The 17439-nt window shown below is 68.5% G+C and carries 18 protein-coding genes and 1 pseudogene; 11 read left to right on the top strand and 8 right to left on the bottom strand.

Features of this window, described 5'->3' with window-relative positions; translation table 11 throughout:
• The first annotated feature begins 145 nt into the window (after positions 1-145).
• From VIR15_RS13300 to VIR15_RS13265, 8 genes are all read left to right on the top strand, one after another.
• Positions 146-2437: a transglycosylase domain-containing protein gene (locus VIR15_RS13300; RefSeq protein WP_331928394.1), complete on the top strand. Its 2292-nt coding sequence runs from the start codon at positions 146-148 to the stop codon at positions 2435-2437.
• Positions 2434-3786 (top strand): glycosyltransferase 87 family protein, encoded by a 1353-nt coding sequence (locus VIR15_RS13295; protein ID WP_331928392.1) that lies wholly within the window; start codon positions 2434-2436, stop codon positions 3784-3786. Before VIR15_RS13300 ends, VIR15_RS13295 begins: the two co-directional genes overlap by 4 nt.
• Positions 3787-3999: 213 nt before the next feature.
• Complete coding sequence (rpsF, locus tag VIR15_RS13290; RefSeq protein WP_331928390.1) at positions 4000-4287, top strand: 30S ribosomal protein S6; 288 nt, start codon at positions 4000-4002, stop codon at positions 4285-4287.
• 52 nt (positions 4288-4339) lie between these two features.
• Positions 4340-4951 carry a single-stranded DNA-binding protein gene (locus VIR15_RS13285; protein WP_331928388.1) on the top strand — a complete coding sequence of 204 codons (612 nt, stop codon included), beginning with the start codon at positions 4340-4342 and terminating at the stop codon, positions 4949-4951.
• Positions 4952-5141: 190 nt separating this feature from the next.
• Positions 5142-5378 carry a 30S ribosomal protein S18 gene (gene rpsR / locus VIR15_RS13280; RefSeq protein WP_013494395.1) on the top strand — a complete coding sequence of 79 codons (237 nt, stop codon included), beginning with the start codon at positions 5142-5144 and terminating at the stop codon, positions 5376-5378.
• A gap of 29 nt (positions 5379-5407) precedes the next feature.
• The gene (gene rplI / locus VIR15_RS13275; RefSeq protein WP_331928371.1) at positions 5408-5854 is read left to right on the top strand and encodes a 50S ribosomal protein L9; all 447 of its coding nucleotides are present in this window, start codon (positions 5408-5410) and stop codon (positions 5852-5854) included.
• A 93-nt stretch (positions 5855-5947) separates the two neighbouring features.
• On the top strand, positions 5948-6886 hold the full coding sequence (locus tag VIR15_RS13270) for an ABC transporter ATP-binding protein (RefSeq protein ID WP_331928369.1): 939 nt from the start codon (positions 5948-5950) through the stop codon (positions 6884-6886).
• Complete coding sequence (locus tag VIR15_RS13265) at positions 6883-8055, top strand: ABC transporter permease (RefSeq protein ID WP_331928367.1); 1173 nt, start codon at positions 6883-6885, stop codon at positions 8053-8055. Before VIR15_RS13270 ends, VIR15_RS13265 begins: the two co-directional genes overlap by 4 nt.
• A 15-nt stretch (positions 8056-8070) precedes the next feature.
• Here VIR15_RS13265 and VIR15_RS13260 read toward each other — a convergent pair whose 3' ends face one another.
• The 6 genes from VIR15_RS13260 to VIR15_RS13235 all read right to left on the bottom strand — a co-directional run bounded on the left by VIR15_RS13260 (position 8071) and on the right by VIR15_RS13235 (position 14934).
• Complete coding sequence (locus tag VIR15_RS13260) at positions 8071-9108, bottom strand: LacI family DNA-binding transcriptional regulator (protein WP_331928365.1); 1038 nt, start codon at positions 9106-9108, stop codon at positions 8071-8073.
• Positions 9105-10595, bottom strand: a complete 1491-nt coding sequence (locus tag VIR15_RS13255; RefSeq protein ID WP_331928363.1) for a GH1 family beta-glucosidase — start codon at positions 10593-10595, stop codon at positions 9105-9107. Before VIR15_RS13255 ends, VIR15_RS13260 begins: the two co-directional genes overlap by 4 nt.
• Entirely contained in the window at positions 10592-11494 is a 903-nt protein-coding gene (locus VIR15_RS13250) for a carbohydrate ABC transporter permease (protein WP_331928361.1), read from the bottom strand. Before VIR15_RS13250 ends, VIR15_RS13255 begins: the two co-directional genes overlap by 4 nt.
• Positions 11491-12504, bottom strand: coding sequence for a carbohydrate ABC transporter permease (locus VIR15_RS13245; RefSeq protein WP_331928359.1), 1014 nt, complete (start codon positions 12502-12504; stop codon positions 11491-11493). Before VIR15_RS13245 ends, VIR15_RS13250 begins: the two co-directional genes overlap by 4 nt.
• The gene (locus VIR15_RS13240) at positions 12504-13802 is read right to left on the bottom strand and encodes an ABC transporter substrate-binding protein (RefSeq protein WP_331928357.1); all 1299 of its coding nucleotides are present in this window, start codon (positions 13800-13802) and stop codon (positions 12504-12506) included. Before VIR15_RS13240 ends, VIR15_RS13245 begins: the two co-directional genes overlap by 1 nt.
• A 172-nt stretch (positions 13803-13974) precedes the next feature.
• Positions 13975-14934 carry an AraC family transcriptional regulator gene (locus VIR15_RS13235; RefSeq protein WP_331928355.1) on the bottom strand — a complete coding sequence of 320 codons (960 nt, stop codon included), beginning with the start codon at positions 14932-14934 and terminating at the stop codon, positions 13975-13977.
• Positions 14935-14992: 58 nt separating this feature from the next.
• Between VIR15_RS13235 and VIR15_RS13230 the strand changes: the two genes are divergently transcribed.
• Together VIR15_RS13230 and VIR15_RS13225 are read left to right on the top strand one after the other, a co-directional pair.
• On the top strand, positions 14993-15301 hold the full coding sequence (locus VIR15_RS13230; protein WP_331928353.1) for a hypothetical protein: 309 nt from the start codon (positions 14993-14995) through the stop codon (positions 15299-15301).
• Entirely contained in the window at positions 15298-15780 is a 483-nt protein-coding gene (locus VIR15_RS13225; protein ID WP_331928351.1) for an anthrone oxygenase family protein, read from the top strand. The genes VIR15_RS13230 and VIR15_RS13225 overlap by 4 nt, the downstream gene beginning before the upstream one ends.
• 306 nt (positions 15781-16086) lie before the next feature.
• On the opposite strand, the gene VIR15_RS13220 is transcribed toward VIR15_RS13225, so the two are convergent.
• The gene (locus tag VIR15_RS13220; protein ID WP_331928349.1) at positions 16087-16479 is read right to left on the bottom strand and encodes an alpha/beta fold hydrolase; all 393 of its coding nucleotides are present in this window, start codon (positions 16477-16479) and stop codon (positions 16087-16089) included.
• 86 nt (positions 16480-16565) lie between these two features.
• A pseudogene (locus VIR15_RS21230) lies at positions 16566-16982 on the bottom strand (alpha/beta fold hydrolase); the annotation flags it as partial.
• 216 nt (positions 16983-17198) lie between these two features.
• On the opposite strand from VIR15_RS21230, the gene VIR15_RS13215 reads away from it, so the two are divergent.
• The coding region (locus tag VIR15_RS13215) for a nitroreductase/quinone reductase family protein (RefSeq protein WP_331928347.1) at positions 17199-17439 on the top strand (241 nt) is incomplete at its 3' end.

Here is a 17439-nt window from a genome sequence, read left to right as displayed (position 1 = left end):
GTGCGTATGCCGCTGAGCTGAGTCTGGTGCCTGTGTGCCCACTGTGGAGGGCGGGGTTCATTTCGGCGCGTGGCACGTCAACGGGTCATACTGATGGGCGGCTCGAGAGGTTTCTCGAGCCTGCGCATGAAACGGAAGTGGTGGAGTGACACAGAGCAGGCGCGAGATCCGTGCCGCCCAGATGGCCGAGGACAAGCGCAACCGGCGCGCCGCGGCCAAGCGACCGAACTCGATGCACGGCGAGCCGACGGATGACGGTGACGCGCTCGAGTTCCGGGCCGGTGGGCACGGAGGACGCGGTGCACGCGGCGGTGGCGACGGCCGGTCGGGCTGGCGCCGCTGGGTCATCCCCACCCTCAAGTGGGGCTCGCTCGCCGGGCTCGTCCTCTTCATCCTCGGCATCGGCGGGATCTGGTTCGCCTACTCCCAGACGAGCGTGCCGCAGCCCAACGAGTTCGTGGGCCGGCAGGTGTCGATCATCTACTACTCCGACGGCAAGACCGAGATCGACCGCATCGTCCAGGACGAGGGCAACCGCCAGATGGTCGAGCTGGCCAAGGTGCCCGACCACGTCCAGAAGGCTCACATCGCCGCCGAGGACCGCACGTTCTACGTCAACAACGGCATCTCCGTCGGCGGCATCTTCCGAGCCGTCAAGACAAGCATCACCGGTGAGACCCAGGTCGGCGGCTCCACGATCACCCAGCAGTACGTCAAGAACTACTTCCTCAGCCAGGATCGCACCGTCGAGCGAAAGGCCAAGGAGATCCTCATCGCGATGAAGATCGACGGTGAGAAGTCCAAGGACCAGATTCTCGGGGACTACCTCAACACCATCTACTACGGCCGTGGCGCCTACGGCATCCAGACCGCCGCGCAGGCCTACTTCGGCAAGTCCGCGGAGAAGCTGACCGTCGGAGAGGGCGCCGTGCTCGCCTCGGTCATCAACGCGCCGTCGCTCTACGACCCCGCCGAGGGCGAGAAGGCTGCCGCCAACCTGGAGCGGCGCTACGCCTACGTCCTCGATGGCATGGTCGAGGAGGGCTGGCTGTCGGCGGCCGAGCGGGCCAAGTTCACCGAGCTGCCGAAGATCAAGGAGTACAAGGGGCCACGGCTGTCCCGGGGGACGAACGGCTACATCACGGCCGAGGTGAAGAAGGAGCTCGTCCGCATCGGCCTCACCGACCAGGACGTCGCCAAGGGTGGCCTGCGGATCGTCACGACGATCGACCGCAAGGCCCAGTCCAACGCCGTCAAGTCCATGGGCAAGAACCTGCCCAAGGGTGTGCAGGGTGGGCTCGTCGCGATCAAGCCCGGCGACGGTGCGGTCATTGCCATGTACGGCGGCTCGGATTACTCCAAGCGGCAGCTCAACAACTCCACCCAGGCCATCATGCAGGGAGGCTCGAACTTCAAGCCCTTCACCGTGCTCGCCGCGGTGCGCGAGGGCATCTCGACGAAGACGAAGTTCGACGGCAACAGCCCGAAGGAGTTCGAGGGCTACCCGCACCCGGTCAACAACTACGACGACCGTGACTACGGCAAGGTCGACATGCGCAGGATGGTCGGCAGGTCGATCAACACGGCGTTCGTCGAGCTGAACGAGGAGATCGGGCCGGACAAGACCCGTCAGGCCGCCATCGACGCCGGGATGCCGGAGGGGACGCGCGGCCTCGAGAACGACCTCGGCAACGTGCTCGGCACGGCCTCCCCCCATGTCATCGACATGGCCTCCGCCTACTCGACGATCGCCGCACAGGGGGTCCGGTCCACGCCGTACCTCATCGCCAAGGTCACGACGGCGGACGGCAGCTACAGCTACACCGCCAAGCCCAAGACCCGCCGCGCCTTCGCCAAGGAGGTCACGGCAGACGTGACCGACGCGATGACCTACACGACGAAGCCGGGCGGCACGGCGACCAAGATCGGTCGGGAGTTCGACCGGCCGGTCGCCTCGAAGACCGGAACCTCCGAGGAGAACCTGTCCAAGTGGTTCAGCGGATTCGTGCCCCAGATGGCGGTGTCGGTGGGGACGTACAAGCCCACGAAGGACGGGTCCTCGAGTCTGTCGCTCTCCGACGAGGAGTCAGTGGCGTTCGACGGCTCGACCATCCCGGCCAACATCTGGCTCGACTTCATGAAGCCGACGTTCGAGGGCGTCGAGGTGCTGCCGTTCCCGGAGCGTGAGGGCGTCGGTGACGAGGACGTGCCGACGGAGACGCCCACCCGGACCGAGGCGCCTACGACGACGGAGGCGCCGACCACGACCAGCGAGCCGCCTCCGACCTCCGAGCCGGCGAAGCCGACCAAGACCCCGCCGGGCAAGCCGAAGCCGACCACTACTACGCAGGAACCGACGTTCACGGTCACGGAGCCGCTGCCGGACGCGACGACGACGACCACCAAGCCCCCGAAGCCCGGGAGCGGGGGCGGATGACCGCGCCCGGCCGCGGGACGACGACCGACCCCGTCGCGGCGGCCGCAAGCGAGGTCATCGGGGGTCCCCGCGGACGCTACGCCGCCCGCGAGCTCCCGTGGATGTTCACCGCGGCGGCGCTCTCGGCGCTGGCCGCGATCCCGGCGGGCTTCGGGATCGCGCTGCGGATCCCCTGCCTGCGGACCCACTGGTCGGGCGACGGGCAGTTCTGGAACGCGTGCTACTCCGACCTGCCGAACGCCTACCGGGACGGATACCTGGGCGCCGGGCTGGCCGCCTTCCTCAGGGGTTCCGAGGGCGCCCCGACGACGGGGCAGCCACCCCTGACCGGCCTCCTGCTGACCGCTGTTGCGAGCCTGGTCCCCTCCGCCGAGCGCGAGGGCACCCGAATCGCGTGGTACTTCGCGCTCTGGGCCGTGCTCCTGACGCTGCTGCTCCTCGCGGTGATCTGGCTCGTCGCCTCGTCGTCCCGTCGGCCCTGGACTGCTGCCCACGTCGCCCTGGCCCCCGTGGTCGCCCTCGTCGGTTTCGTCTCCGCCGACCTGCTCGGCGTGGCGCTCGCGAGCGCCGGGATGTGGGCCTGGGGGCGGCGACGCCCCGCGGCGGCAGGCGTGCTGCTCGGGCTGGCCATCTCGGCGCGGTCCTACCCCGTGCTCATCCTCGTCGCGATCGGTCTGCTCGCGCTGCGGTCCGGCCGGCTCCGCGAGTTCGCCCGCACCGCGAGCCACGCGGTGGGCACGGTCCTCGGCGTGCTGGGCGCGCTGTGGCTGCTCCACCCGGAAGCCGCCGTCTCCGCTTATCAAGGCTGGGTCGCCGCAGGAGCGGGCTATGGCTCACCGTGGCTTCTCCCGCAGCTCGCCGGCCATCCGCTGCCCACCTGGGCGGTCACCGCGCTCGCCGTCCTCGGCTGGGTGATCGCGATCATCGTTGGGGGTGTCCTCGCGTTGGCGAGCGCGCGTCGCCCGACCCTCGCCGAGGTCTCCCTCGTCATGGTGGGCATCGTCCTCGTGACCGGCAAGTCCTTCACGGTGCAGAGCTCCCTCTGGCTGGTCCCCCTCATCGCCTGGAGCCTCGTCCAGTGGCGAGACCACCTCATCTGGGCTGCCGCCGAGGCGATGAACTTCGTCGCCGTGTGGCTCACGATCGCCGCGGGCAAGGTGCCCGACCGTGGGCTGCCGAACCCCTGGTACGCCTTCTTCTCGATGCTGCGCGTCATCGCGGTCCTCTGGCTCGTCGCGATGGTGTGGTTGCAGGCCCGCGAACGCTGGGGCCGCTCCGAGCCCGAGCCGGACGACCTGGCCGGCCCGATGGCCGACGCGGAGGACCGCGTCATCGTCCGCTTCACCTGACCAGGCGGGGGCAAACCCGATTTCGGCGTATGCCGCTGGGCCCGGTAGTCTTGCCGGGTTCGCCGTGTGCCCTACCGCCCTCGGGTGGCTTGTGGAGAAGGTCGCAGCAGTGTCGGCTGGATCTGCAAGGCTGGGACGCGGCGGGACGTTTGCAACCCTCCTGTCACGGGAGAGACCCGTGACCGCCAAGACCAAAGGAGGTGGGTTAGAAGCATGCGTCAGTACGAACTCATGGTCATCATCGACCCCGAGACCGACGAGCGCACCGTCGGCACCACGATGGACAAGTTCCTCAGCGTGGTGAAGAAGGATGGTGGCACCGTCGACAACGTCGACATCTGGGGCCGTCGCCGGCTCGCCTACGACATCAGGAAGAAGAACGAGGGCATCTACGCCGTCGTGAACTTCACCGCCGAGCCAGCCACGGCTCAGGAGCTCGACCGCCAGCTGAACCTCAGCGAGTCGATCATGCGGACCAAGCTGCTCCGTCCCGGCGCCTGAGGTCCCGCTCTTGATCACCGATCACCCAACGAAGGACTGAACGGAGCAACGCATGGCAGGCGACACCGTCATCACGATCATCGGCAACCTGACCGCCGACCCCGAGCTGCGTTTCACGCCGTCGGGGGCCGCGGTCGCGAACTTCACCGTGGCCTCGACGCCGCGGATGTTCGACCGCCAGAGCAACGAGTGGAAGGACGGCGAGACGCTGTTCATGCGCTGCTCGGTGTGGCGCGACGCGGCCGAGAACGTCGCCGAGTCGCTCCAGCGCGGCATGCGGGTCATCGTCTCCGGCCGTCTGAAGTCTCGGTCCTACGAGACCAAGGAAGGCGAGAAGCGAACCGTCGTCGAGCTGGACGTTGACGAGATCGGCCCGTCCCTGCGCAATGCGACGGCCAAGGTCAACAAGACCCAGCGTGGCGGTGGTGGCGGCTTCGGCGGCCAGCAGGGCGGCGGCTGGAGTGGCGGTGGCCAGCAGCAGGGCGGCGACGACCCGTGGGCAACCGGTCCGGGCGGTGGGCAAGGTGGCCAGCAGGGTGGTCAGCAGGGCGGCTGGGGACAGCCGGCGGGCGCGCCCCAAGGTGGTCAACAGGGTGGTCAGCAGGGTGGTCAGCAGGGTGGCTGGGGGCAAGGTGCCCCGAGCTACGACGAGCCACCGTTCTGATCCGACTCGACACGGCTCGGCCCCATCTCCCGGTTCGAGGTATGGCGCGACTCCTGGGAGTCGCGAATCACCTCGAACGGATGGGGCAGGGAGCCGACATTGGTCGCTGAGCCAGCTCAGCGGCATACGACATTGAAGTAATCCCATCCCGGGGAGGAAACCCCGGGCTTTCCAGAAGGAGAGCACCACGATGGCCAAGCCCGTTGTGCGCAAGCCCAAGAAGAAGGCCAACCCGCTGAAGGCGGCGAAGGTCGAGAACATCGACTACAAGGACACCGCGCTGCTGCGCAAGTTCATCTCCGACCGCGGCAAGATCCGCGCTCGACGAGTGACCGGTGTGTCCGTCCAGGAGCAGCGCCTCATCGCCACGGCTGTGAAGAACGCCCGTGAGATGGCCCTGCTGCCGTACTCGAGCTCGGCTCGCTGAGCCCGTCCGCTCGAGAGAGGAACGTACCAATGAAGTTGATTCTGACGCACGAGGTTACCGGCCTCGGGGCGGCCGGTGACGTCGTCGAGGTCAAGGATGGCTATGGCCGCAACTACCTGCTGCCCCGGGGCCTGGCCACGCCGTGGACCAAGGGTGGCCAGAAGCAGGTCGACGCCCTGACCAAGGGCCGCGAGGTCCGCGCCATCAATGACATCGAGCAGGCCAAGTCCGTCAAGGGTCGGATCGAGGCCATGCCGGTCAAGGTCCCGGCCAAGGCGGGCCAGTCCGGCCGGCTGTTCGGTGCCGTCAGCAACGGCGACATCGCCGAGGCGGTCAAGGCCGCCGGCGGGCCGGAGCTGGACAAGCGCAAGATCGAGGTCAAGCAGGCCGTCAAGTCGCTCGGCTCGTACGAGGCGACCGTTCGCCTCCACGCCGACGTCGCGGCGACCCTGAAGTTCGAGGTCGTCCCCGCCTGACGGCGACTGCGCTCGAGGCCAAGGATCAGGGCCCGGTTCCTCGTGAACCGGGTCCTGATTCCTTTCCACGCGTCGGTCGCTAGGGTGGCCCTGATGGCACTCGAGATCGACGATGTCGCACACGCCTTCGGGGAGCGTCAGGCTCTCGCTGGGGTGAGTTTCACCGTTCAGCCGGGTGGGCTCACCGGCCTGCTCGGACCCAACGGTGCAGGCAAGACGACGCTGCTGCGGGTCATGCTCGGCGTGCTGACGCCGGACCGCGGTCGGGTCAGGCTCGATGGTCAGCCGGTCGACGACCTGCGGGACCGCCGGGCCTGGGGCTACATGCCACAGGAGCGCGGACTCTATCCGGCCATGCCGGCCGGGGAGCAGGTCGTGCACTTCGCCTGCCTGCACGGACTCTCCAGATCGGATGCGACGGCCCGCGCCCGCGCCCTCCTCGACGAGCTCGGCCTCGGCGACCGATGGGACGACCGCACCGACAAGCTGTCCGGCGGCATGCAACAGCGGCTGCAGCTCGCCACCGCACTCGTCCATGAGCCGGACGTCATCGTCCTCGACGAGCCGTTTGCCGGTCTGGACCCGGTCGCGGTCGCCGCGCTGTCAGAGACGCTGCGCGAGCGCGCGGAGGGCCGGACCGTGCTCTTCTCCAGCCACCAGCTCGATCTGGTCCAGGACCTCTGCAAGGACATCGTCATGATCGACCAGGGCCGGGTCGTCCTGGAGGGTGAGGTGGCCACGCTGCGGGCATCCTCGGGGGACCGCCAGCTGCGACTGCAGCTCGAGTCCCGTGACCGAGACTGGTTGCAGCAGTGGGACGCCGTGAGCGTCGTCAGCGACCAGGCGGATGGACTGCGCCTGGCCATTCCCCCCGGCGTCGACCCTCTCGCGGTCCTCGACGCCGGGCGCGCGACAGGGCGCGTAGCCGACTTCGGCCTCGACCTGCCGACGCTCTCCCAGCTGTTCCTGAGGGCGGCGGGCCAGCGGGTCGGTGAGGCACGAGCGGACGAGAGATCGGGGAGCCGGACATGACGTGGTGGGATGGCATGTGGCTGGTCGCCCGGCGCAGCCTGGTCGAGAACCTGCACTCGCGCACGTTCAAGGTCGTGACCGGCCTCCTCCTCCTGCTGTCCATCGGCGGGGTCATCGTGCCGCAGCTCATCAGCCAGAACGAGACCACCTACACCTTGGCCACCGTCGGGGAGGCGCCCGCCCCGCTCAGGTCCGCCCTGGAAGCAGCCGGACAGGGTGCGGACTTCGCCGTCAAGTTCGAGACCCGCGACAACGCCGAGGCCGTGCGACTCGCCGTGCGTGACGAGGTGGCGACCGCGGGCCTGGCTGACGGGACCCTTTTCACCCCCAGCGCGTCGGCAGGGCCGTTCCCCATCCTCGTCGCCCAGGCGGTGGTCGGAGTCGAGACCGCCGAGCGGCTCGCCGCGGCGGGACTCAGTACTGACCAGATCGCCTCGGTGCAGGCGGTCCAGCCGCCGAGGCAGGAGTCGGTCGGTCGAGTCGACAGTGAGGGCCGCGCCGCCGTCGGCTTCGGCCTGGGGATCGTGCTCTACCTCGCCATCACCTTCGCGGGCAACGCCATCGCGACGACGGTGGCCATGGAGAAGTCGACGCGGATCTCCGAGGTCCTGCTCGCGGTTTTGCGGGCGAGCCAGATCCTCGTGGGCACCGTGTTGGCGGTTGGCCTGATCACCCTGGCCCAGCTGGTGGTGCTCGCCGTGCCCCTGGCCATAGCGGTCCGGGTGACAGACCTCGGGCTACCCTCGGTGGCCAGTGGAGATCTGACGTTGGCGCTGGTGTGGTTCGTCCTCGGGTTCGCCCTCTACTCGTTCCTCTTCGCGGCGACGGCCTCACTCGTCGACAAGATCACCGAGGCGAACTCCGCGATCATGCCGGTCACCGCCACTCTCGTGGTCGTCTACATGCTCTCCATCATCGTGGTGATGGGCGATCCGCGCAGCGTCTGGAGCACGGTCCTGTCGATCTTCCCGCTGAGCGCACCGGTGGCGATGCCGATCAGATGGGCGGGAGGCGAGGTCCCCGTGTACCAGCTCATCCTGGCCATGGTGCTCACCGCCGCGACCGCCGTGCTGCTCGTCGTCGTCGCGTCGTCGATCTACCGGCGGGCTCTGCTCATCACCGGCCGGCGGGTCAAGTTCACCGAGGTGCTCCGGGCGCCTGGCGCCTGACGGCGTCGACGAGCCTCAGGCGGAGTCGCGACGCACGAGGTGGGTCTCGAGGAGCGTCACTCGCGGTGCCTGCTTGCCGGCGAGCAGCTGCAGCAGGGTTTCAGCCATGACGATGCCCATCTCCTTCGTCGGCTGGGCGACGGTCGTCAGTGGGGTCGGGCCGCGCCGTGCATAGGGGCTGTCGTCGTAGCCGACGACGGCAACATCCGTCGGCACCGCACGCCCGCGCTCCGCCAGGGCGGCCAGGGCTCCGCTGGCCATGAGGTCGCTCGCGACGAAGATCGCGTCAACGTCCGGATAACGGTCGAGCAGCTCGACTGCCGCCCGGCCACCACCCTCCTCGGTGAAGTCGCCGTGGACGACCCGCTCGTCGGAGAGCCCCGCCTCATGCAGGGCGTCATGCCAGCCCTGCTCGCGGTCGACCGCCGCCGGCATGTCGCTGGGTCCGGTGATCGTGGCGATGGCGCGATGCCCCGACTCGACGAGGTACCGGGTCCCTTGCACCGCCCCGAGACGGTTGTCGACATCGACGTAGTAGTCGGTGGGCCGTCCCGGTGCGCCTTCCGCGTCCATCGGCCGACCGCCGAACACGACCGGCAGGGACTGGCCGAGCGAGGCGAGGAAGTGGTCGCCGGAGTGGTGCGAGACGACCAGGGCCCCGTCCACGTTGCCGCCGAGCAGGTACCGTCGGGTCTTCTCGGACGGTGAGCTGGGATGGGCGAGCTGCAGGTTGAGGACGTAGTCGCTGTCGTCCAACCGGTCGCTGATGCCCTGGACGATGTCCGCGAAGTAGGGGTCTCCGAAGAAGCGGTGGGCGTCCTCGGGCACCACGAGGGCGATCGACATCGTCGCCCGCGCGACGAGCGACCGGGCCGCTCGGTTCGGCACGTAGTTCAGCTCGCTGATCGCGGCCTCGACGGCAGTCTGGACCTCGGGACTGACCTTCGGGGAGGCGTTGATGACGCGCGACACCGTGGCCCGCGACACGCCGGCAAGCCGGGCGACCTCCTCGAGCGTGGGCCGCCCCGGCACCGCCACCGATCCGTTACTCATACGTCGTTGCCTCCCGACGGGAGCTCCCTCGTGCTGATGATCCGGGCAAAGTCCAATGCGCTGGCCTTCGGCGTGCGCGCCTGCGTCTCGTAGTCAACTCGGACGATACCGAAGCGCTTGGCGTACCCCCACGCCCACTCGAAGTTGTCCAGGAACGACCAGTAGAAGTAGCCCTGCACGGGCACCCCGGCGTCGAGCGCATCGAGAACCGATGCCAGGTGCGATCGCACATAGCTCACCCGGTCCTCGTCCTGCACGAAGCCGGACTCGTTCGCCTCGTCGTCGAAGGCCGCCCCGTTCTCGGTGACGTGCAGCGCCGTGTCCGCGGGCCCCGTGTACTCCTCGTGCAGTCGGACGAGCAGGCGCGTCAGTCCCTCTGGCTGCACCTCCCAGTCCATCGACGTCACCGGCAGCCCGCGTGGGTGCCCGTGCACACCGTCGGCTGCCGGGAAGGGCGAGCGGGTCGGCCGGGACGTCGCGGGGGCGGCGTTGAGAGCGGACTGCGGCGGCAGGTGGCTGAAGGCGCCACCGTTGTAGTAGTTCACACCGAGCACGTCGATCGGCGTCGCGATCGTCGCGAGGTCGCCGTCCTTGATGTGGGTCTCGAGCCCGAGTCCCCGGACGTCCTCGAGGACATCGGCCGGATACTCACCACGGAAGATCGGGTCGAGGAAGATCCGGTTCATCTGGCCGTCGATCCGCCGCGCCGCCTCGACGTCGCTGGGGTTGGACGGGTCGACGGGGTCGGCCACGGTGAAGTTCAGGGTGAGCCCGAGCTTCAGGGCGGGGTCGCGCTCGCGCAGGGCGGCGACGGCCTGGCCGTGGCCGAGCATGAGGTGATGCGCCGCGGCGAGACCGTCGGAGGGCGACTGCCGGCCCGGAGCGTGCTCACCACTGGTGTAGCCGACGAACGCCGAGCACCAGGGCTCGTTGAGCGTCGTCCACGTCGAGACCCGGTCGCCGAGACGGTCATGCACCGCGAGGGCGTAGTCCACGAAGCGGTCAGCCGTCTCACGAACCGGCCAGCCGCCCCGATCCTCCAACGCCTGGGGCAGGTCCCAGTGATAGAGCGTGAGCCACGGAGTGATCCCAGCGTCGAGGATCGAGTCGACGAGCCGCTCGTAGAAGTCAAGCCCCTTCGGGTTGACCGTCCGGCCGTCCGGGCACACTCGCGCCCAGGACGTGGAGAACCGGTAGGACTGGACGCCGAGGCGCCTCATGAGCGCCACGTCCCCGACGTATCGGTGGTAGTGGTCGCAGGCGATATCACCGGTGTCACCGTTGGCGACCGCGCCCGGGGTGTGCGAGAAGGTGTCCCAGATCGAGTCGGCGCGCCCGTCCTCGTGGCGGGCACCCTCGATCTGGTAGGCGGCGGTGGCGACGCCGAGGACGAACCCGTCCGGCACCTTCCGGGTGCCAGCAGGCGAATCCTGCACTCCCGCAGCAGGCTTCGCCGGTCGGCCAGATGAAGTGAGATTGAGGGTCATCCCTTGACTGCTCCTTGCATGATGCCGGACACCAGTTGACGCCCGGCGACGACGAAGACGATGAGGAGGGGGATCGCGGCGAGAACGACGCCGGCGAGGACGAGCGAATAGTCGACGTAGTAGGCCGCCTGCAGCTGCTGCAGGGCGACGGGCAGGGTCGGGTTCCCCGGCTCGAGCACGATGAACGGCCAGAAGAAGTTCGTCCACGTCGCGATGAAGGTGAACAGCCCGAGCATCGCCGCACCGGGGCGCGCGGCCGGGAGCGCAATGCTCCAGACGATGCGCAGCGTGGATGCACCATCCACCCGGGCCGCTTCGACCAGCTCGTCCGGCAGCGCCTCGCGCAGGTACTGCGTCATCCAGAACACGCCGAAGGCACTGACCAGCGCAGGCATGATGACTGCCCACAGGCCGCCGATCCAGCCCAGCTTGGCCATGACGATGAAGAGCGGGACGACACCGAGCTGCGTCGGCACGCACATCGTCGCGATGACGAAGACGAGCAACCCGTCCCGGCCGCGGAACCGCAGCTTGGCGAAGGCGAACCCGGCGAGCGTCGACAGGAGCACCACCGCGACGGCCACGACGGTCGACACAATGACGCTGTTGAGGAACGCACGCCAGAACGGCAGCGTCGTGATGACGGTCCGGGCGTTCTCGATGAAGTTGCCTCCCGGCAGGAGCGACACCTCCCCGCTGTTGATCGCCGCGGCATCCTTGCTGCCGATGACGAAGGACCACCACAGCGGGAAGACGCTTGCGAGCAGGACCACAATGAGGAAGGCGTATGCCGCTGGGCTCCCTTGCGCACGCCGGGCCACTCGGGCGGTCGCTCCCTTGCGCGGGCGTCCCCCCGTCGCATAGTCGCCTCCCTGGAGGCGTCGGCTGATGACGGTCATCGGGACTCCTTCGAGGCGATCCTTCGGATGACGAAGTAGTTGACGATGGCGATGACCACGATGATGAGGAAGAGGAGCCAGGCGACCGCGGACGCGCGACCGAAGTTCTTCTGGTTCCAGCCCAGGTTGTAGAGGTAGATCGTCAGCGTCTGCCACTGCCGGTCCGCGCCGCCCTGCCCGTACTGGTCGAACATCCGCGGCTCGTCGAAGATCTGGAGGCCGCCGATCGTCGAGGTGATGACGACGAAGATGATCGTGGCGCGCAGCTGGGGGACGGTGATGGAGAAGAAGGTTCGGATCGGGCCGGCGCCGTCGATGAGGGCGGCCTCGTAGTAGTCGCGCGGGATGGTCTGCATCGCCGCGAGGAGGATCAAGGCGTTGTAGCCGGTCCATCGAAAGTTGACCATCGTGGCGATGGCGATGTGGCTCGAGAACGTGTCCTTGTGCCACTGGACGGGTTCGATCCCGACCCAGCCGAGCAGCTGGTTGAACAGGCCGTAGCGATCGCCGAACAGGTCGTTGAAGATGAGCACGACTGCGACGGGGGCGATGACGTAGGGGAGCAGGACACTCATGCGCCAGAAGCCCTTTGCGCGGATCCCACTGTCCAGGGCTACGGCGATGAGCAGGGCGAGGATGATCTGCGGGACGCTCGAGAGCAGGAAGATGCTGAAGGTGTTGCGGACCGCGTTCCAGAAGAAGCGCTGCTGGAGCACGTCCTGGAAGTTCTGGAGGCCGACGAATTCGCCCTGCCCGCCGATGAGGTGCCACTCGTGCAGCGAGACAAACGCGGTGTAGAGCAGGGGGAACAGGCCGACGACGCCGAAGACGATGAAGAACGGCGAGATGAAGGCATAGGGCGAGGCCTTGCCGTCGAAGCGGCTGAGGCGTTGGCGCCACCGCGCCCGCTCGCCGGGCAACCCGGCGGGCTGACGAGCGGCTCCGGGGGCCGGCCCGGCCGCCGGGACGGTGTCCCGGCTGGCCGAGCGGTCCGTGTGGGTGTCGAGCATCAGCCCAAGGCCTGGACGTCTGCGACGAACTTCTCCCAGGAGGCCTCAGGCGTGGCGGAGCCGTCCTCGATCCGGGTCAGCGCCTGCTGCATCGCGTCGTTGATGGGGAAGTACTTGGGACCCTTGAAAGGGCTCACCGTGACGGCCTTCGCCCGCTCGGCGAAGATCTTCCCCGTCGGGGCGTTGTTGAAGAAGGGCACGGTGACGGCAGCGAGCTCGGGGTTGTCGAGCGCGGCCGTCTGGCTGGGGAAGGCGCCGACCTTCTTGAAGGCCTTGATCTGCTGCTCGGGTGCGGTGAGCCACGCCGCGAGCGCCTTGGCCTCGGCCTGGTGCTTGGACTGGTTCGGGACGGTGAGGTACGAGCCGCCCCAGTTGCCGCCTCCACCCGGGAAGGTGTTGGCGACGTCCCAGCCCTTGACTCCCTTGGCGTTGCCCTCGATGACGCCGACCATCCAGCCCGGGCAGAGCATGGTCGCGAACCCGTTGTCCTGGAAGCTCGCCACCCAGTCGTCGCTCCACTGCTGGAGCTTCGCGGACAGCCCGTCGTTGATGCCAGCCTTGACCACTGCGTCGTACGTCTTCTTGACGTCGGGGTTCGTGGTCGCGATGACCTCGCCCTCAGGCGTCTCGTAGGCGGTCTCGACCTGGTTGATCATGCCCTGCCACGTCGCGCCGAGTGAGTCGAACCACGGAACGTCGGACTTGGCCTTGAACTGCGCGCCAGCCGCGAAGTAGCTCTCCCACGTGTTGCCGAGGAGCGTGGCAACGGCCTCGCGGTCGGAGGGCAGGCCGGCCTTCTCGAAGAGGTCAGCCCGGTAGCAGATCGCCTCGGGGCCGACGTCCGTGCCGTAGCCGATGAGACGTCCCTCCGAGTCGGTGGCTGCCTTGGTCTTCCAGTCGAGCCAGCGACCGTCCGTGTCGGGAGACTTGAGGTCGACGAACTTGTCGGAGTACTGCATCAGCTCCGGCAGCCAGTCAACCTCGACGGCCTCGACGTCCGAGAGCCCCGAACCGGCGGCGAGGCGGGTGTTGAGGTTGTCGCGGGCCTCGTTCGAGGTGGCCGCCTTCTTGTGCTCGATCTTGACGTTCGGGTGGGCGGCCATGTACTCGGTGATGAGGTCCTCGTAGCCGAACTGGTTGAACGTCGCGAGCTTGAGGGTGACCGGGCCGGAGGCTGTGGCCGTGTTGCCGGAGCCGGCGTCGTTGTCGGCGTCGGCGCTCGCCCCGCACGCACTGAGGGCGAGGAGTCCGACGGTGATGGCGGCGAGCGCCTGGAAGCGGGTTTGGCGTGGTTTCATTGAGAGCTCCTTCGGTCTCAGCCAAGTGGAGGCGGTGGCGTGGGAGCGCTCTCCCAAGATGGAGGGAATCTGTGAGAGCGCTCTCACGGATGAGGATGGAGCCTTGGTTACTCCCGGTCAACCCCCGTTACCAACACGTGACCTTGTCGATCTCAGGAGTTGGCTGGCCTTCTCAGCCGGCCACTCGTCGGAACGTTCGAGGCGGGATCCCGTGCGCCCGCTTGAACGCCGCCGTGAACGCGAACGGGCTCGCGTAGCCGACCCGACCGGACACCTGCTCGACCGTGGCGTCCGTATCGCGGAGCAGCTCCGCGGCGACGTCCATGCGCCACCGCGCCAGGTAGGCCATCGGCGACTCACCGACGACGTCGGTGAACCGCCGGGCCAGCGTCGCTCGTGAGACCGCGGCCTCACGAGCGAGCGTCGTCAGCGTCCACGGCGCGGCCGGGTCGGCCAGCATGGCAGTGAGCACCGGACCCACCACGGGATCGGACTGCGCCGTCCACCAGCGCGGCGCCCGCTCCGGTGCCTCGGCGAACCAGCGGCGCAGCGCCGTCACGAGCACGAGGTCGACGAGCCGGTCGATGACGACGTCCTGCCCCGGCAGCTGGCGACCGAGCTCGCCGACGAGGAGGCCGACGAGCCCTCCGTCCCAGTCGCCACCCCGCACCACGACGAGCCCGGGTACCGCGTCGAGCAGTCGGCCGGACACCTGCGAGGCGAGCTCATAGGTCCCCACGACGAACGCGTCCTCGCCGCCCGGCGCGTTCCCCCACCGACGCACGCCGTGGCTCAGCTCGACGCAGAGGTCGTTGCCGACGAGGTCACGGCTCACCTCGCCGGGGGCGATGACGATCGTCGGTGGCACGCCGGGCGAGTCGGCGAACGTGTACGCCAGCCCTGCCGTCGTGATCACCACGTCCCCCGGGTGCAGCACCACGGGCTCGTGGTCGTCCCGCTCGAGCCACGCCTCGCCGCGCACCATCACGATCACGCCGACCATGGCCTCGTCCTGGACGGCGACCGACCACGGCGCCTGCATCTCGACGCGAAGGACGTGCGCCCCTCGTGCGCGGTGACCGTCGAGCGTCGCCGTTAGCGTGTCCATGGCCTGATGGTAAGACGATCGCATAGGTAAATGAGTCCCTAACTCATGGAAAATCTTGCCGTATGCCGCTGTGCTGGTTCCCATGAACACCTCACCTCAGTCAGTGGCCCAGTCCACCCCAGTCGTCTCGCCCGTCGCCGTCATCGGCGCCACCGGAAAGACCGGTCCACGCGTCGCAGCCGGCCTCGAGGCCCGGCGCATCACCGTGCGCCGGCTCTCGCGCACCTCCGCAACCCCGTTCCTCTGGGAGGAGGAGGGCACCTGGGAGGCGGCGCTGGAAGCGAGCTCAGCGGCATACGTCGCCTTCCATCCAACAGTCCTCGGTCGGCCGCCGACGACCTTTGCGTCGCGCGCGAATCACGCTGCGGCACAAGGAGTGTGCGAACGATGAATGCGCTGCGGACCGCCGCCCTCGCCACCGCTGCCGCGTCGGGTGTCATGGGCGGAGTGCTCTTCGGGTTTTCGAGCTTCGTCATGCCGGCCCTGCGGCGCCTGCCTGCGTCGCACGCCGTCACGACGATGCAGGCACTGAACAGAACGGCTCCCCGCGCGCTTGGGCTGCCGCTCGTCATCTCCGGACCGGGCACCGCGGCCGTCGCTGCCCGGGCACTGACTCGAGCCGACGTGCCGGGCGAGGTGCGGACGCTCCTTGTCACCGGGGCTGTGACGGCCGTCGCAGCCTTCGCGATCACGGTCGGCTACCACGTCCCGCGCAACAACCGTCTCGACACCGTCGACGCGACGTCCGATGCGGCGGCTCCGGCCTGGGGATCGTTCGTGCCAGGGTGGGTCTCGATGAACCACGCCCGCACCGCTCTGTCCCTGGTCTCGTCCGGCCTCGTCATCGCCGGCGCAGCCCAGCTCGCCTAACCCCACTTCAATCGCAACACACCCGCTCACCGAGTGGTCGCCCCGGTTGCAGCCGCCCCGAGCGGTCGATGAGCGGGTGTGTTGCGGCGAGGGCGCCGGCCGCGCTTCGAGACGACCGACGAGTCCCCGATTGCAATAGCCCGGGGACCGCAAGGGCGTGCGTCGGTCCCAGCTCGGAACGGTTAGGCCCGACGTGAGGGCGCCCTGTCGAGGGCATCAGCCGACCGTCCGATCATCCTCGAAGCCGAATCCCCACTAACGGTCAGCTGACCTTCGCCGCTATATCTCGGCAATGGGGCGGGGCGGCTAACGCCGTCGGTGCCGAGCGAGATCCTCGAGCACCTCGTCCACGCCGGCCACCAGCGAGACGTGGCCCACCCCTTCGAGCACGTGTGGCCGGGCGCCCGGCACGTGCCGGGCCAGCCACTCACCGTGGCTCCTTGGCACCATGAGGTCCTCGCTGCCCTGCCAAATGGCCACTGGCACTGTGATGGAGGCCAGATCGAACGCCCACGGCGCACAGAAGGCGAGGTCGTCCTCAACCCAGCCGTCGACACCGACCCTGACCGCCTCACGCGCCAAGGCCGCGATGTAATCGGCGAGTGGTCCCTTGAGGGCCGCAAGGTCGGGGGCGCCGAGCAGGCCGCCCAACGCCTCGACGATCTGCTCCCCGGTGACGCTTCGATAGGTCTGCGCCATCTTCTCGATGGCGGGACGAGCACCTCGCGTCCCTTCATCGCCAGGGTGAACTCATCGACATTGTCCTTGGCCATCCCGGCGAGGAAGTCCAGATCGGGCTCATCGCAGGGAGCCGCGCTGGCGATGGTCGCAATCCCCCGGCAGCGATCCGGAAGCAGCGCTGCGCAGGCGAGGACGTGTGGTCCACCTCCCGACCAGCCCAGGGACACGAAGTCGCCGATCCCCAATGCGTCGAGGACCATGGCGCTGTCAGCCGCGGCGTCCGCAACGGTCCGTCCCGGCTTCGGCGTGCTCGATCCGTACCCCGGGCGGCTGTAGGTCACCCAGCGCAGTCCCGACCTCCGCGCGGCCTCGATCCCGGCGGGCCAGGGCACCGCGCCCCCGGGTGTGCCGGAGTGGTAGAGAAGCGGCAGCCCATCTCCGCCCGAGTCGAGCACGTCGAGCGAGCGCCCGTCGGGCGTCGTCACCGTACGCGCCGTTGCGCCGCCAGAGGTGTCAACCATTCATCCACGCTAGAGCCTGCCGCTCAAGGCCGGGCTGTTCTGGATACTTCTCACCCCAGGTCATGACCGGAGGCCGGGGCAGAGAGCCGATACATCGTGAACGCGCGCTCGTGCCGTGATTCGCGTGGCTCGGACCCGCGTCTTTCCGCGTGCAAGCGCATGGCCGCTTCTCGCCATAGAGTGGCCGGGTCGGTTCAGTCGAGAGGATCGCGTGCCATGGACCCCGACCGTTCGCTGAGTGAAGCCACGCGGGCCGCGTTGAACCACAGTCAGGTCATCGATCTGACGACGACGGGGAGACGGACCGGTCAACAACGGCGCATCGAGATCTTCCTGCACCACGACGATGACCAACTATTCATCACCGGGATGCCCCGGGCTGACCGTACGCGTGACTGGATCTACAACATCGAAGCCGACCCCCACGTGACGATTCACCTGAAGCAGTCGGTCGTCG

The organism is Intrasporangium sp. (assembly GCF_036566125.1).
GTDB lineage: Bacteria > Actinomycetota > Actinomycetes > Actinomycetales > Dermatophilaceae > Intrasporangium.
The sequence above is the reverse complement of the archived record's forward strand: the minus strand, read 5'-3'. Positions and strand labels throughout refer to the sequence as shown.

Coding starts and splice junctions, on each gene's coding strand:
- VIR15_RS13225 (WP_331928351.1), top strand. CDS start 15,298: ATGAATGCGCTGCGGACCGCCGCCCTCGCCACCGCTGCCGCGTCGGGT.
- VIR15_RS13235 (WP_331928355.1), bottom strand. CDS start 14,934: ATGCGATCGTCTTACCATCAGGCCATGGACACGCTAACGGCGACGCTC.
- VIR15_RS13255 (WP_331928363.1), bottom strand. CDS start 10,595: ATGACCCTCAATCTCACTTCATCTGGCCGACCGGCGAAGCCTGCTGCG.
- VIR15_RS13245 (WP_331928359.1), bottom strand. CDS start 12,504: ATGCTCGACACCCACACGGACCGCTCGGCCAGCCGGGACACCGTCCCG.
- VIR15_RS13220 (WP_331928349.1), bottom strand. CDS start 16,479: ATGGCGCAGACCTATCGAAGCGTCACCGGGGAGCAGATCGTCGAGGCG.
- VIR15_RS13260 (WP_331928365.1), bottom strand. CDS start 9,108: ATGAGTAACGGATCGGTGGCGGTGCCGGGGCGGCCCACGCTCGAGGAG.
- rpsR (WP_013494395.1), top strand. CDS start 5,142: ATGGCCAAGCCCGTTGTGCGCAAGCCCAAGAAGAAGGCCAACCCGCTG.
- VIR15_RS13250 (WP_331928361.1), bottom strand. CDS start 11,494: ATGACCGTCATCAGCCGACGCCTCCAGGGAGGCGACTATGCGACGGGG.
- VIR15_RS13265 (WP_331928367.1), top strand. CDS start 6,883: ATGACGTGGTGGGATGGCATGTGGCTGGTCGCCCGGCGCAGCCTGGTC.
- VIR15_RS13285 (WP_331928388.1), top strand. CDS start 4,340: ATGGCAGGCGACACCGTCATCACGATCATCGGCAACCTGACCGCCGAC.
- VIR15_RS13270 (WP_331928369.1), top strand. CDS start 5,948: ATGGCACTCGAGATCGACGATGTCGCACACGCCTTCGGGGAGCGTCAG.
- rpsF (WP_331928390.1), top strand. CDS start 4,000: ATGCGTCAGTACGAACTCATGGTCATCATCGACCCCGAGACCGACGAG.
- rplI (WP_331928371.1), top strand. CDS start 5,408: ATGAAGTTGATTCTGACGCACGAGGTTACCGGCCTCGGGGCGGCCGGT.
- VIR15_RS13295 (WP_331928392.1), top strand. CDS start 2,434: ATGACCGCGCCCGGCCGCGGGACGACGACCGACCCCGTCGCGGCGGCC.
- VIR15_RS13230 (WP_331928353.1), top strand. CDS start 14,993: ATGAACACCTCACCTCAGTCAGTGGCCCAGTCCACCCCAGTCGTCTCG.
- VIR15_RS13240 (WP_331928357.1), bottom strand. CDS start 13,802: ATGAAACCACGCCAAACCCGCTTCCAGGCGCTCGCCGCCATCACCGTC.